At 67.3% G+C, this 13,956-nt stretch carries 13 protein-coding genes and 1 tRNA gene; 8 read left to right on the forward strand and 6 right to left on the reverse strand.

Going from position 1 to position 13,956, the window contains the following annotated elements:
* Positions 1–39: 39 nt before the first annotated feature.
* Positions 40–111 (reverse strand) — tRNA-Ala (locus tag EKH81_RS11385).
* 258 nt (positions 112–369) lie between these two features.
* Here EKH81_RS11385 and EKH81_RS11390 point away from each other — a divergent pair.
* From EKH81_RS11390 to EKH81_RS11405, 4 genes are read left to right on the forward strand one after another with little or no spacing between them, the layout of a single operon-like run.
* On the forward strand, positions 370–837 hold the full coding sequence (locus tag EKH81_RS11390) for a 30S ribosomal protein S15 (RefSeq protein WP_132057576.1): 468 nt from the start codon (positions 370–372) through the stop codon (positions 835–837).
* Positions 838–2,013 (forward strand): exonuclease RecJ, encoded by a 1,176-nt coding sequence (locus tag EKH81_RS11395; RefSeq protein ID WP_132057577.1) that lies wholly within the window; start codon positions 838–840, stop codon positions 2,011–2,013.
* Entirely contained in the window at positions 2,010–2,264 is a 255-nt protein-coding gene (locus EKH81_RS11400; protein ID WP_132057578.1) for a KEOPS complex subunit Pcc1, read from the forward strand. The genes EKH81_RS11395 and EKH81_RS11400 overlap by 4 nt, the downstream gene beginning before the upstream one ends.
* Positions 2,261–2,896 (forward strand): 30S ribosomal protein S3ae, encoded by a 636-nt coding sequence (locus EKH81_RS11405; protein WP_132057579.1) that lies wholly within the window; start codon positions 2,261–2,263, stop codon positions 2,894–2,896. The genes EKH81_RS11400 and EKH81_RS11405 overlap by 4 nt, the downstream gene beginning before the upstream one ends.
* 42 nt (positions 2,897–2,938) lie before the next feature.
* Here EKH81_RS11405 and EKH81_RS11410 read toward each other — a convergent pair whose 3' ends face one another.
* The gene (locus EKH81_RS11410; RefSeq protein WP_132057580.1) at positions 2,939–3,397 is read right to left on the reverse strand and encodes a plastocyanin/azurin family copper-binding protein; all 459 of its coding nucleotides are present in this window, start codon (positions 3,395–3,397) and stop codon (positions 2,939–2,941) included.
* Positions 3,398–3,605: 208 nt separating this feature from the next.
* On the opposite strand from EKH81_RS11410, the gene EKH81_RS11415 reads away from it, so the two are divergent.
* The 3 genes from EKH81_RS11415 to EKH81_RS19370 all read left to right on the forward strand — a co-directional run bounded on the left by EKH81_RS11415 (position 3,606) and on the right by EKH81_RS19370 (position 5,925).
* Positions 3,606–4,355, forward strand: a complete 750-nt coding sequence (locus tag EKH81_RS11415; protein WP_132057581.1) for a protein sorting system archaetidylserine synthase — start codon at positions 3,606–3,608, stop codon at positions 4,353–4,355.
* Between the two features lie 57 nt (positions 4,356–4,412).
* Positions 4,413–5,675 carry a HEAT repeat domain-containing protein gene (locus EKH81_RS11420; protein ID WP_132057582.1) on the forward strand — a complete coding sequence of 421 codons (1,263 nt, stop codon included), beginning with the start codon at positions 4,413–4,415 and terminating at the stop codon, positions 5,673–5,675.
* 97 nt (positions 5,676–5,772) lie between these two features.
* Positions 5,773–5,925: a DUF7837 family putative zinc-binding protein gene (locus EKH81_RS19370; RefSeq protein ID WP_202935125.1), complete on the forward strand. Its 153-nt coding sequence runs from the start codon at positions 5,773–5,775 to the stop codon at positions 5,923–5,925.
* Here the strand turns inward: EKH81_RS19370 and EKH81_RS11425 are convergent.
* The gene (locus EKH81_RS11425; RefSeq protein ID WP_132057583.1) at positions 5,914–6,156 is read right to left on the reverse strand and encodes a hypothetical protein; all 243 of its coding nucleotides are present in this window, start codon (positions 6,154–6,156) and stop codon (positions 5,914–5,916) included. The two genes, EKH81_RS19370 and EKH81_RS11425, sit on opposite strands and share 12 nt — an antisense overlap.
* A gap of 79 nt (positions 6,157–6,235) precedes the next feature.
* Between EKH81_RS11425 and EKH81_RS11430 the strand changes: the two genes are divergently transcribed.
* Positions 6,236–7,969: a phospholipase D-like domain-containing protein gene (locus EKH81_RS11430; protein ID WP_132057584.1), complete on the forward strand. Its 1,734-nt coding sequence runs from the start codon at positions 6,236–6,238 to the stop codon at positions 7,967–7,969.
* Position 7,970: 1 nt separating this feature from the next.
* Here EKH81_RS11430 and EKH81_RS11435 read toward each other — a convergent pair whose 3' ends face one another.
* The 3 genes from EKH81_RS11435 to EKH81_RS11445 form a co-directional block, all read right to left on the reverse strand.
* Positions 7,971–9,869, reverse strand: coding sequence for a Hef-associated nuclease (locus tag EKH81_RS11435; RefSeq protein WP_132057585.1), 1,899 nt, complete (start codon positions 9,867–9,869; stop codon positions 7,971–7,973).
* A 125-nt stretch (positions 9,870–9,994) separates the two neighbouring features.
* Positions 9,995–12,223, reverse strand: coding sequence for a type II secretion system F family protein (locus EKH81_RS11440; RefSeq protein ID WP_202935126.1), 2,229 nt, complete (start codon positions 12,221–12,223; stop codon positions 9,995–9,997).
* Positions 12,220–13,884, reverse strand: coding sequence for a type II/IV secretion system ATPase subunit (locus EKH81_RS11445; protein WP_132057586.1), 1,665 nt, complete (start codon positions 13,882–13,884; stop codon positions 12,220–12,222). Before EKH81_RS11445 ends, EKH81_RS11440 begins: the two co-directional genes overlap by 4 nt.
* Positions 13,885–13,956: the final 72 nt, after the last annotated feature.

The raw sequence follows: 13,956 nt of genomic DNA on the forward strand, positions 1-13,956 counted from the left end.
CGAGTCCACGACTGAGCGAACGAAGTGGTCCGAAGGAAGTGGACTCGCCGGGATTTGAACCCGGGGCCTTCCCCGTGCCAGGGGGATGATCTACCGCTGATCTACGAGCCCTCGAATGCAGTTACACGTTCCCCTCGGGTGTTCATAAACCCCTCGAAATCCGACCGTGGGTGGACCGTCACGGCCGACCGAATAGAAACCATTTAACTGTCTCCGCGGTTTCGTACCGACTACGGGAACAGCACAGCCGCAAATCTGACTCGCCGGGAGATTTCTCGGCTCGGGATTGCGGACGTGCACCGCGTCTCACGACGCATCGCACGCTTTCACCACAGGACGATAGCGGCCTGTGCAGTTCCAATCAGAAACATGGCACGAATGCACACCCGCCGCCGCGGCTCGTCCGACTCGGACAAGCCGGTGGCAGACGAACCCCCGGAGTGGAGCGACGTAGACCAAGACGAAATCGAAGCGCGCGTGGTCGAACTGGCCGAGCAGGGCCACGACCCGAGCGTTATCGGCCTCAAGCTTCGCGACGAGGGCGTGAAGGGCACGCCGATTCCGGACGTGAAGCTCGCGACCGGCAAGAAAGTGACCGAGATTCTCGAGGAGAACGACGCGACCGGCGACATCCCCGAGGACCTCGCGAACCTCATGAAGCGCGCGGTTCGCCTGCGCGACCACATGGAGGAGCACCCGCTCGACCACAGCAACAAGCGCGCGCTCCAGAACAACCTCTCGAAGGTTCGGCGTCTCGTGGACTACTACCGCGGCGACGAACTCCCCGAGGACTTCACGTACTCCTACGAAGCCGGACAGCGACTCATCGACGAATAGATGTCCACATCGGGTCGAAGCGGCACCGACGAGTCTGACTCCGCGACCAGCGACGTGGCCGCCGCGCTCCGCGAAGCGGCGTTCGTTCGCCTGCTCGCGCGGGCCGACGGCGACTGCCTCGCGGCCGCGGGGCTGCTCGCACGCGCGCTCTCCGAGCGCGGCGTCCCGTATCAGGTCCGGGTCGCGCGCTTCGGCGAGACGCTCGCCGACCCCGAGACGACCGCGAGCGCCGACGCCGACGACACGACGGTCGGCGTGGGACTCGACTCCGCCGCCGACGCGCACCTGTCGGGCGAGACGACCCCGGCGAGCGTGACCGCGTTCGACGCCGCGGACGAACTCGGAACCGCATCGAATCCGGTGCTGGCGCTCGCGGGCGTCGTCGCTGCAGGTCGCGTGCCGGGTGCGGACGAGACCGCACACGTCCTCGCCGCCGCCAGCGAACTAGGTGTCGAGCGCCGACCCGGCGTCGGCGTGCCGACCGATGACCTCGCGAACGGCCTGGCACACACGACGCTCGCGCACGCCGACTACTCCGGCGACGCGGGCGCTGTACAGGCCACCCTCGCGGAACTCGGCCTGCCCGCCGAACTCGACGCGTCGGCCCATCGCCGAGTCGCCTCGGAGTTCGCGCTCGCGGTCGCGGGCCACGAGTCCGCGACCGACCGAGCGGCGGAATCTGTCGAGCGCGCGCTTCGTCCCCACGCGCTGTCGGACGGCCCCTTCGCCACGGTGGAGGGGTACGCCGACGTGCTGGAGGCGGTCGCGCGCGAGCGACCCGGGACGGGTGTCGCGCTGGCGCTCGGCCACGACGCGCGCGCCGACGCGCTCGACGCGTGGCGCGACCACGCCGAGCGCGCACACGCCGCGCTCCGCGAGGCGACCACCGGCCGATACGACGGCCTGTTCGTCGCCCGCACTGACACCGCGCCCGTAGAGACGGTCGCCCGTCTCCTCCGGGATTTCCGGTCGCCGGAACCGGTCGCGCTCGTCGTTTCGGACGACGAGGCGGCCGCGGCCGCGGCCGACGACCGAGACGTTGGCGCGACGATGACCGACGCCGTGGCGCAAGTCGGCGGCGTCGGCGGCGGCACCGCGCGACGCGGCTACGCCCGATTCGACCCCGAGACGGACACCAAGGAGTTCCTGACCGCGTTCCGGGAGGCCAGAAAATGAGACGAACCGCCACGATTCGAACCGAACTCGACGACGCCGAGACGCTCGCGGCGGCCGTTCGGCCTGACAACACGCCCGAAATCGACACGCGCGTTGAAGACGGCGCGATTGTCACCACGGTCGAGCGCGAGACGACCGGCGGACTCCAGTCCACGGTGGACGACTACGTGGTGAACCTCTCGGTCGCCCAGAAAGTAGTACAGGTAGCCAACCGACACGCAGACCAAACACGAATCCAAGACAACTCATGAGCGAACGAAGCGTTTCCAAGCAGAAGCAAGAGAAGCGGTGGTACACCATTCACGCCCCCGAGCAGTTCGACCGGGCGGAACTCGGTGGCACCCCCGCCGACGAACCCGAACAGGTACTGGGTCGCAACATCGAGACGACGCTCGGCGACCTCCAGAACGACGCCAGCGAGAACAACACCAAGCTCACGTTCAAAATCAACGACGTGGGGAGCGACGCGGCCTACACCGAGTTCGTCAAGCACGAACTCACCCGCGACTACCTCCGGAGCCTCGTCCGCAGAGGGGCCTCGAAGGTCGAGTCGTACGTCACCGCGCTCACGACCGACGACTACCGCGTCCAGATTCAGCCGGTCGCGTTCACGACCAAGGACGCCGACGCGAGCCAAGAGAAGGCCATCCGCGACACCATGACCGAAATCGTCCGCGACGCCGCGGAGGACAACACCTTCGAGGCGCTCATCGACACCATCGTCGAGGGGCGACTCTCGTCGGCCATCTACGGCGAGGCGAAAACCATCTACCCGCTCCGCCGGGTGGAGATTCAGAAGACGACGCTCGAAGCCCGACCCGAGGAAGTCGCCGCCGAGGAGGAGACCGCGGTGGACGTGGACGAAGACGAAGTCGAAGTCTGAGGCTTTCGCGCGATTTTCGTTTTATTCGACTCCGAGAAGTCCCTACTCTGTCACCACGACCCGCCCGACCATCGCCGAGGGTTCGTGGGGGATGCAGAAGTAGTCGTACTCGCCCGGTACGTCGAAGGTGTGTTCGTACTCCGCGCCCGACTCTATCTTCCCCTCGAAGCCGTCCATCCAGCCGTTTCGCGCGTCCTCCTCGGAGTCGAAGTCGCCCGACGCGAAGAAGTCGGCGTCGTCGGGAATCTCGTCCTCGTAGGCGGTGACGGTGTGGCGGCGGCTTCCGGTGTTTCGCCAGACGACCGTGGTTCCGACCTCGACTTCGAGCGAGTCGGGACGGAACACTGCCGCGCCCATTCCCACGTCGTAGTCCTCCGAATCGTCGGAGTCCTCCGATTCGTCGGACCCTCCGGAGTCGCTCCCGGTCACCGACGCTAGACAGCCCGCGAGGCTGACTGTGGCTAGCCCCGTCGCCCCCGCGAGGAAGGTTCGGCGGTCCATACTCGACACTCCGGAGGGAGGGAGTATAGGCCTCACGAAACCGACCGCGAGCGCGAGAGTTCGAGCGCGACCGTTCCGAGTCCGACCTCCATTCGAGCGCGACGACCCGCCGACGGCGTCGGCGGGTCGTCGCGTCCGAACTGTCACGGCCGAGACAGCCGTTCTCGGATATAAAAACGTATCAAGGCCCGCCGCACACCCCGAACGTATGCAACCCCGGTTCGTCGGACGGCTCGGTCTGGCCGACGCCGTCACGGTCTCGAACGCCGCGCTCGGCTTTCTCGCGGCGGTCGCCGCGACCGTCGAGCCGGGACTGGCGGCGCAGTTGATTCTGCTCGCGGCGGTCGCGGACGGTCTCGACGGCGTGGTCGCCCGGAAGCTAGGCGGGACGCCCGCGGGCGAGTACCTCGACTCGCTGGCCGACGTGGCCTCGTTCGGTGTCGCGCCCGCCGTGCTGGTGTTCGTCATCGCGCGTGAGCAGTGGGGGGTGGCCGACCCCACGCTCGCGACCGCGGCGGCGTTCTGCGTGCCCGCGCTGTTCGTGGCGATGGCGGTCGTCCGACTCGGTCTCTACACCGCCTACGACGTGGGCAATCATCACACCGAGGGCGTCCAGTCCACGCTCGCGGCGACTCTGCTCGCGGCCGCAGTCCTCGCGGGCGTCGAGGACGCCGCGATTTTGCTCGGCGCGACCGGCCTGTTCGCGTACCTGATGGTGACGTGCGTCTCGTACCCCGACCTCTACGCTCGGGACGCGGTCGCGATGGGCGGCCTCCAGACGCTCGCCATCCTCGCGCCCGCGGCGTTCGGGCGGGCCTTCCCGCGACTCTTGCTCGCGGCCGCGCTGGCGTACCTGCTTCTCGCGCCGCGATTCTACTGGCGCGAGACGGACGCGGGGGACACCCCCGAGTCGGCGGGACGGGTCGAGCGCGCCGACGTGGAAGGGAAACGCTCTTGAAGCGTACGGACCGACTTTCCAGCATATGAGCCGAGCTACTCCAGCGGGGTGGAGCGAATGAGCGACGAGGAGGAGACCGCCGACGCGCCCGAGGAGCAGGAGGCCGAGGAGGAGACCGAACTCGAAGAGAAGGTCACCGAGGAGACCATCGAGGAGGAACTGGATTCGGCCGCGGAGGAACTCGAAGCCGCCGAGACCGAGACCGACCTCGACGCGGTCGAGGCCCGACTCGACAAGACCGAGGGCCTGCTCGAAAGCGCCGACCTCCCAGAACCCGACGACGAGGACGAGGAGGGACCGCGCGAGGCGCTCGAATCCCGGCTCTCGGAGCTGCGAGACGACCTCGAAGAGGCTCGGGGTCCCTACGCCGAGGACGTCATCGAAATCGTCGAGGACGCCGGAACTACCGTCGAAGAGACGCGCTGGACCGAATCCGGAAGCGAGCAACTGCGCGAGACGGTCGAGACGTTCGTCGCCGACGTCGAGGAGGCGCTCGACACCGACCTCGGCGCGACCGTAACGACCGACGCCGACGACCTCTCAAGCGCGCTCGAAGACGCCGCGGTCGCAGTCGGAGAGGCGGACCTCGACCCCGACGACGACGCCGAAACCCTCGACGCGCTCGTCGCGGCGGCCGAGGACCTCCACGCGGGCGTCGAGGACGCAGAGGAGTGGGACGACCTCCAGGTCCGCGAGCAGTTGCAGGCCGAGGGCTACTTCGACGTGCTCGACCACCGGAAGGACTACCCGCCGGAGTGGCACGCGCTCAAAATCTGGGAGAAGCGCGACCGCGCCGACATGGTCCTACTCGCGCTCGACAAACTCGACTCGAACTTCATGGAGGAACACTGCCTCGACTCGCTCAAGCGGATGGGCAACCCCGAGGCGCTCGACGCCATGAAAGAGCGCGCTCAGCGCCGCGACGAGGACGCTATCCAAATTCTCGGGAAAATCGGGGACGAGGACGGTCTCGACGCGGTCCTCGACTACGTGGACTCGGGTCCCGGACTCGGCAAGCCCGCGCTCAAGGCCGCTGGCGAAATCGGAAGCGAGGAGGCGACTCAGGACGTGGCGAACCAACTCGCGGCCGACGACCCCGAGATTCGGAGTCAGGCCGCCCGTTCGCTCGGACTCATCGGCGACACTCGCGCCATCGACCCGCTCGCGGACACGCTCGAAACCGACGAAGCCGACGAGGTGCGCGCGAGCGCGGCGTGGGCGCTCAACCAAATCGGCACCGAGCGCGCGCTCGACGCGGTCCGACCGTACTCCGACGACCGCGCGTTCCTCGTCCAGACCGAGGCCGAGAAGGCGCTGTAGGTCGCTGAGAATCTGCTGTCGCCCGTAACGTCGCGTTACTCCGTTTTACACGACGAATAACAAAGAGGTAGCTGTGCTTTCGTTCGCGTATCGGGCCATGAAACGCGTACCGACACTCGGGCGGTGTCCGAACTGCGAGGGGACCATCACCCGCGACTACGTGCTCATCGAGTACGAGTCGCGGGGCCAGACCGCGAGATTCGCCGAATGTCCCGACTGCCGGGACGTGGTCCACCCCTCAGCCGAGTAGCGCCACGAGAAACTGCAGTGCGAACGCGACCGCGACGAGGAACGCGCCGACTCGTCCGGCCCACGTGTACTCGGTGGCGTCCCGCGGCGAGATGTCGATGCTGTAGTCGTTGTACTCGGTGCTGTATTCGAGATAGCTCGGCATCTGGAAGAACTCGAAGAAGATGAGCGTGGCTCCCAGCGCGCCGAGCGCGTAGCCCGCGAGTTCGAGCGCCAGCACGTAGTCTACCATACGAACACCGGTGAACGTGTCGAGCAAAAAGCCACCGGTCCCCGAGGGTTTAAATCCGATAACGGGACCACCTCGTGGCGTGCGCTCTCCCACCGTCCCCGCGCTCGTCGCTCTCGCGTTCGTCGCCGCCCTGCTCGCCTTCGCGCTCGCCGTTTCTGTGCCGGTGTCGGAGGCGAGTGCGTCCACTTCGAACGCAACGACTACCGTCTCGAACGCCGCGACGGCCGCCCCTGCCAGCACCGGCACGACCGCTAAACCGAACACTACCAACGCGACCGCCGATGCGCCGACAATCGTCTCGGTCTACCCGAATCCGGCGGCGCGAAACGACGCCGGGGAGTTCGTGGTCGTCCGCGTCCCGCCGGAGACGAACGTCTCGGGGTGGCACCTCGACGACGGGGAATCGACCGCCGACCTCCCGAACGCCACCGTCTCGGGCCGGGTCGCGCTCTCGACCGACCCCGAGACGGCCCGGAACCGGACCAACGTTCGGGTTCTCCCGCTGTCGGGCCACCTCTCGCTGGCGAACGGCGGCGAGACGGTTCGGCTCGCCTCCGACGACCGAACCGTCTCGGTGAGCTACGACGACGCGCCCGAGGGCGAACGCTGGCACCGGACCGGCGACGGGTGGGCGTGGGAGCCGCTCGGCGCGACCGACTTCGAAGTCGGTCGCGCCGGACCCGCGAACGCGACCGCGTTCGTTCTCCCCGATTCTCCCGAAATCCCGGTCGAAACGCTCCGGAGCGCCGACAGACGACTCCTGCTCGCGGGGTACACGTTCGCCTCCGAGCGCGCCGTGGCCGCGGCGAAGGCCGCGGCCCGGCGCGGCGTCGAGGTGCGCGTCCTCGTGGACGGCGGGCCTGTCGGCGGGATGCCCCGCCGACAGGCCGACGCGCTCGACTCGCTTGCCGACGCGGGAATCGAGGTCCGAGTCGTGGACGGCCCGCTCGCGCGATACGACTTCCACCACCCGAAGTACGCCGTGGCCGACGACCGCGCGCTCGTCCTCACCGAGAACTGGAAGCCCGCCGGGACAGGCGGGAAGGGAAGCCGCGGGTGGGGCGTCGTGGTCGAGAGTCCGGGAACCGCCGACCACCTCGCGAAGGTGTTCGCCGCAGACGCGGGCTGGCGCGACGCGATTCCGTGGTCGGAGTTTCGCGAGGACGCGGAGTTCGAGGACTCGAATCCCGCGAACGGGTCGTTCCCGTCCGACATCTCCCCCGCGTCGGTCGAAGTCGATTCGACCGAGGTGCTGGTCGCGCCCGACAACGCCGAGTCCGAACTGGTCGGCCTGCTCGACTCGGCGAACGACTCGGTCCGAATCCAGCAGGCCGGAATCGGAAGCCCGAGTCAGCCGTTCCTCCGGGCCGCGATTCGGGCGGCGGAGCGGGGCGTCGAGGTGCGAATCCTCCTGAGTGGCGTGTGGTACGCCGAGGAGGAGAACCGCGCGCTGGCCGACCGGGTGAACGACCGCGCCGAGAGCCGGGACCTCCCGGTCGAAGCCCGCCTCGCCGACCCTCACGGACGCTACGAGAAGGTTCACGCGAAGGGCGTGGTCGTGGACGGCGAGGCCGCCGTGGTCGGAAGCCTCAATTGGAACAACAACTCCGCACGCGACAACCGGGAGGTCGCGGTCGTACTCCGAGGGGCGGAAGTCGCGGGGTTCTACGCCGGAGCCTTCGACGCCGACTGGAGCGCGAGCGGCGAGGGCGGCGCGAATCGAGTACCGGTCGGCCTGCTCGTCGCGGTCGCAATCGGCGCGCTCGCGGCGATACTGCTCGCGAGAACGGAGGTGACGTTCGAAAACGAGTAGCTCAGTCGTCCTGCTCGTGGCCGACGACCGTGCTCTGTAGCGCCTCGTCGAGTTCCGCGTCGGCCATCTTCTCCACGAGTGCATCGAGCACTTCCTCGCGCATGCCGGGGACGAACTTGATGGACCCGACGACGAGGTGGCCGCCGCCGCTCACGCCGCCGCCGACGATTTCCTCGTTGAGTTCGGTCACCATCTCGGGGATGTCGAGACGCACACCATCACTTCGGAGGACCGCGAAGTCCGGGCCGTAGCCGATGGTGATGACCGGTTCGCCGGTCTCCTGGACCTTCCGGTCGTGGATTTCGCCGGTCGTCTTGCCGGGCGCGGGGTAGGTGAACCGGTAGGCGTGGTTCTCCACGTCGATTCGGTAGAGGTGAGCGTCGCTTTCGAGACGCTCGTGTTCGACGTGGGGCATGGCGGCGTCGAGCTGGTCCTCGACGTCGGACTCCGCGCTGTCGGCGAGGAACTCCACGAGTTCGCGGTGGCGCTCGTCGCTCCCGCCGACGTTCAGCACGTCGTTGATGAGGCTCCGGCCGTCGTCGTACTTGAGCCAGTGGGCTTCGTAGTCGAGCGCCTCACCGATTTCCCGGAGGAACGACTCCTCGTACCCCTCCGACTCGGCGAGTTCGACGTAGTCGGTCATGGCGTCGGCCTTCGACCGGTCGCACAGGCCCGCGACCGCGGGCACGTGGCGGAGTTCGTCGGTAATCGGCGGCCAAATCATCCGCGCGAGTTCGACGCACATCATCCCGGTCGTGATGCGGTAGTCCTCGTCGTGGAGGTACGGATTGACGTGGGCGTCCACGAAGGGTTCGACCGCCTCCGGGTCGGGGTGGTGGTGGTCGATTGCGATGATGGGGATGTCGTAGTGCGCGAGGTTCTTGTACGCGGGCACGTCCTCGGCGGTGCTCCCGTTGTCGAGCATGAGCAGGAGCGGGAGCTTCTGGCCGTGGCGCGCCTGGTCTTCTAGGGCGAAATTGAGGTCACGGGTCACGTCCTCCATCTCGTAGAACGGAGCCTTCGAAGGGAGGCGCTTGAACAGGTGGCGCTTGGCCTCGGGGTCCTGATGGGTCTCCTCGATGAACCGTTCGAGGGCCAACTGGACCGGAATCGACGCGCACATGCCGTCGCCGTCGGCGTGGTGGCGGACCCGAATCGGTCGGCTCTGGAGAACGGTCCGGCGGAGTTGAGTCGCGACCTCCTCCAAATCGGGGAACATCTGGGTCAGCGCGGGCCACTCGATGAGCGGTTCCACGTCGTGGGGTTCGGCCCGCTCTTCGAGCGCGGCCGAGAGCCGAGTTTCGACTTCTTCGGCTTCCTCGCCCGTCAGCACGTCGAGCTTCTCGACTTCGACTTGGAGCGCGTTGTCGCGCTCCTCCACGAGGCCGGTCACGCGAATCACGTCGTCGATTTCGACCGCGGGGTACGCGCGGACGCCAGCCTCCTCGAACGCGGCGCACGGAATCACGCCGGTCAGGTCGCTCAGGTGGAAGATGGTCGGGCCGCCGGTCTGCTTTATCTGGACGACTTCGCCTTCGAGGTGGACGGTCTCGCCCACGAGACCCGAGAGGTCGTCGGCGTCGGTGATGTCGTAGTCGTGGCCGACTTCGACCGTCTCGTAGTCGTCGAAGTCGGCGGGTTCGAAGCTCAGGTCGCCGTTCTCGCGGATTTCGGTGAGTTCGACCACGAGGTCGTCGCCGACCTCGTAGCTCGCGTCGTACGTCGATTCGTGGAGGAGTCCCGAGACCGAATCCGAGAGGTCCACGAACACGCCGTAGTCCACGACGCCGTTGACGGTCGCGTGGTAGTAGTTGCCCGCTTCGACATCCGAGACGGTACACGCCGGGTCGAGGTCGAAGACCACGGCGTCCCCCTCGGTGTCGGCATCTGAAGCTGTCATTCTTGTCCGTGGTTTCGGTTCGGCCGATTTTAAGGGTTTGCAAGTGGGTTCGTGAGTGGGCACCTTCGATGTGAGTCCGCCAGTTCACGGGACCTCGCTCCCGGTTCACGGCATCTGTTCTCCGCTCACGGCATCAGGAGGAACGCGACGTACGCTATTGTGAGCAAAATCGCGGCGTGTTTCGCGCCGTTCTTCACGCTTCCCTCGCCCATCTGCCCGGCGAGCAGGCCGGAGAACAGCGCCTGTATCAGCGACGTGTGGAAAAAGAGCAGGGTGTACGCGTCGGTGTCCACGCTCGCCAGTTCGCCGAACGGGCTGTCGGCGATAGCGGCCGTGTCCGGCGCGCTCGCGCCCGTCGGGAGGCTCGGAATCAGGATGCTGTTGAGCGCCCCGACGATGACGAGAAAGACCACGAACGAGAGGTAGATGATGACGACGTAGGTCACCATCTCCTGACGCCGCTTACGCTTGAGCCGTCGGGTGTCTTGGGCTTCGTTGGCCGCGATGCGGAGGACGCGCGCGAGGTCGCCGCTGGCGTGCATCGCGTTGGCGAGCAGGGTCACGACACGCGTGATGGTCGGAGTTTCGAGGCGGTCTTCGAGCCTGTAGAGCGCGGTTTCGGCCTCGACGCCCCACTCGATGTCGGTCCGGAGTCGCTCAACCTCCGAGTCGAGCGCGCCGAGTTCGCTGTCGGCGACTCGGCGCAGGCTCTCGACCACCGACATCCCCGCCTCGTTGACGCTCGCGAGTCTGTCGAGGAAGTCGGGGACGGCGGCCTCGATGGCCGCGATGCGGCGTCGGTGAACCTCTTGGACGATTGCGAACGCGCCCACGACGACGAGCGCGGCCTGCACTGCGAAGTCGTCGAGCACACGGAGCGTGAGCGTCCCGGCGGCGAGGTGGGGCCACGACCGAATCAGTATCGAGAGCAGGCCGAGCGGAACGGTCGCGTACAGCACGAGAACGGGGTTGTCCCGAAACACCCGGACCGGGTCCGCGAGAATCTCCCGAAGCCAGCGCACGTTCTCGAAGGCGTCGAGGCGCTCGAAGTTGACGACGCCCGTCGGGGCGTCGGCTTCTGCGGCGGCGGTTCGGGCCGCAGTTTGGGTCTCGGCCGCGGTTTGGGTTTGGCGTCCGTTCCCTCCATCGCTCCTGACCGCCTCCGCGCGAACGCTCGCGCCCTCCGAACCGGCGCGTTCGACTCCCTCGGGACGTTCGATGCCCGTGCGGTCGGCGTCGGGCGAATCGGTCCGCCGGACGCCCGCGAGCAGGCCGGGCGCGGAGTCGATGACGCGGTCGTCGCGGGTCGCCCGGAGCGACTGGGTGATGCTGTCGAGGTAGATTACGAAGCCGACGTTCGCGAGCGGGATGGCGAAGTACGTGATGACTTGCAGGAGTTCGAGCGTATCGCCGAGCGCCATCAGCCCCATGATGACGAGGATGGTGATGAACAACAGCGGCGCGACCACGAACACCGAGACGTACGCCTCCGCGAGGGTCGCGAGCAGTTCGAGGAACGCCTCCTGTTCGTCCTCGGCGTCCTCGCGGTAGCGCTCGTACTGGTCGTCGAGGTACGCCGGAATCGACTGGCCGCTTTCGAGGACGCTCGCGAGGTTGTCGGCGAACTCCCCGAACTTCTCGCTCGGCGTGCGGTCGGCGAGTCGCCCGATGGCCGTCAGCATGTCGAGACCGGCGTACTCCATCGACTTGACCGCGACCGACACCTCGTTGGCAGCCTCGCCGTAGACGCCGCGGTTGCGCGCCAGCGTCCGCATAATCTCGGGGAACGCCATTCCGCTCCGCGAGAGCGCGTAGAAGAACGCCACCGTGCGAGCGATGCTCTCGTCTATTCTCCGGGCGCGAGCGTTCGCCCGGTACGAGAGGTTCTCCCACCGAATCCAGTAGACGAGTAGCCCGAAGACCGCTCCGAGTGCCGCGCTGCTCCCGAACAGTAGGCCGAACAACTGCCAGACTGAGAGGTCCGGGGCGACGAGCAGGTCGGCGAGGAACCCCAACTGCTCGGGGAGGGTCGCCCGAGCGGACTCGGGCGACACCGACAGGAGCGCGAGCACTCCCGCCGCGAGGTAGACGCCCACGACGCCCCCGACGACGGCGGCGGCCCCGGCGTACAGCAGGGTCTTGGCCGCGTACATCCGGTAGGTGTCTTCGAGATGGACCGCGTGAAGGAGTTCCCGACGCCTCGAACGCCGTCGCCCGTGGTCTCCGACCCACCTGCCGAACAGCACGAGCGCGACGTGGGTCACGAGTCGGTCGCCCTGCCGGGTCAGGGGTGCGACCGCGAGCGGGACGACGAGGAGGACGATTGCCACGAGCGGCGCGAACTCCAACATCATTCGAACCCGGCCGTTACCTCCGCGTCGAGGTCGATGGCGTCCATCACGCGGTCGGGATGGGCGTAGTACTCGTTGACCATCGCGGTGAATCGCCGGTAGTCGCTGACCTCCCGCTCGCGGAGGTACTGGAGGACGCGCTTGCGGTCCCGAATCTCTTCGAGGAGTTCGGCCCGCGACCACCCGCGCTCGTCCTGAATCTCGTCGAGGATGCTGCTGTCGTTGCGCCGGAAGGCGTCCGCGCCCGCGTTCCACGAGAACGCGGTCGAGTAGTCGAGGTCGCCGGTCCGCTGGTCGATGCCCTCGATTTCGGCGAGCGTGCGGGTGCGCCGCACCCGCTCGTCGCCGACGTAGGTCAGCGTCTGGACCGAGAGGATGTCGAGGCTCTGAATCATCGCGCGCGGGACGTTGATGGGGTCGTTTTCGAGGCGATTGATGACCGTCTGGACCGAGTCGGCGTGCATCGTGGAGTAGGTGGTGTGGCCCGTGTTCATCGCCTGAAACAGCGTCATTGCCTCCTCGCCGCGGACCTCGCCCACTACGATGTACTCGGGGCGGTGCCGAAGCGCCGAGCGAAGCAGGTCGTACATGGTGATGTCCGCGCCCGCACCCCTTCGCTCGCGCGTGACCGACGACAGCCAGTTGTCGTGATAGAGCGCGAGTTCGCGGGTGTCCTCGATGGTCAGCACCTTCGAGCGCGGCGGGACGAACATCGAGATGGCGTTCATCGACGTGGTCTTGCCGGACGCCGTGCCTCCGGCGAAGATGAGCGACTTGTTGCTCTCGATGGCGAGCCAGAGGTACGCCATCTGGTCGAGGTCGAACGTGCCGTACTCGATGAGGTCCACCGGGGTGAACGGCTCGTCGGCGTACTTCCGAATCGTGAACGCCGACCCGCGGGGCGTGACCTCCTCGCCGAGCGCCAACTCGGCGCGTGACCCGTCCGGGAGCGTGGTCTCGACCATCGGCTCGCCGACGCTGACGTGTCGGCCCGACTGCTGGGCGAGTCGGACCACGAGGTTGTCGAGTTCCTCGCGGTCGTACGCCACGTTGGTCTCGATGTCGGTGTACTCGTCGTGGTAGACGAAAATCGGGAGGTCGTAGCCGTCACACGAGATGTCCTCGATTCGGGGGTCGGCCAGCAGGGGGTCGAGCTTTCCGAACCCCCGGAACGTCCGGTGGAGGTAGTAGAACAGTCGGAAGAACGTGGACGGTTCGACCTCGACGCCGTACATCGACAGGAGTTCGCGGAGTTCCTCTTTCAGGACGGCCTCCGGGGACTTTTCGGCCCCGCTCGCCTCGTCGGGGTCGGCGACGATGGCGTCGTCCCGGCGGTGGATGAGCGAGTCGCGCATGTCCTCGACGAGTCGGTCGAGGAGGTCGGTTTCGAGGTCGTCGAGTTCGGGTTCGACGACGTGGTATCGGTGTTCGTTCTCCTCGTCGTCGTAGTTGACGGAGACGAACGCGAACGGCGCATCGACCCAGTAGCGGTCGACCTCCTCGTAGCCCGCGATGCCCGAGAACGACACCAACGGACCGTGTTCGGCGGGGTCGTACCCGTCGGCGTCGATGGCGGTGCCCCGCAGGACCTCCGCGGTGCGCTGGAGCGTCCGCTGGAACTCTCGAATGCGAATCCGAACGTCGTCGGTGGTCCACTGAGACATGAGCGTTCGGGACGCGGCGGCGCGGTCGCGGGGGCCCGCCCGGGTTAAGCGCCCCCACCAAAAGGGGGTAAA

Source organism: Halorussus amylolyticus (genome assembly GCF_004143485.2).
GTDB lineage: Archaea > Halobacteriota > Halobacteria > Halobacteriales > Haladaptataceae > Halorussus > Halorussus amylolyticus.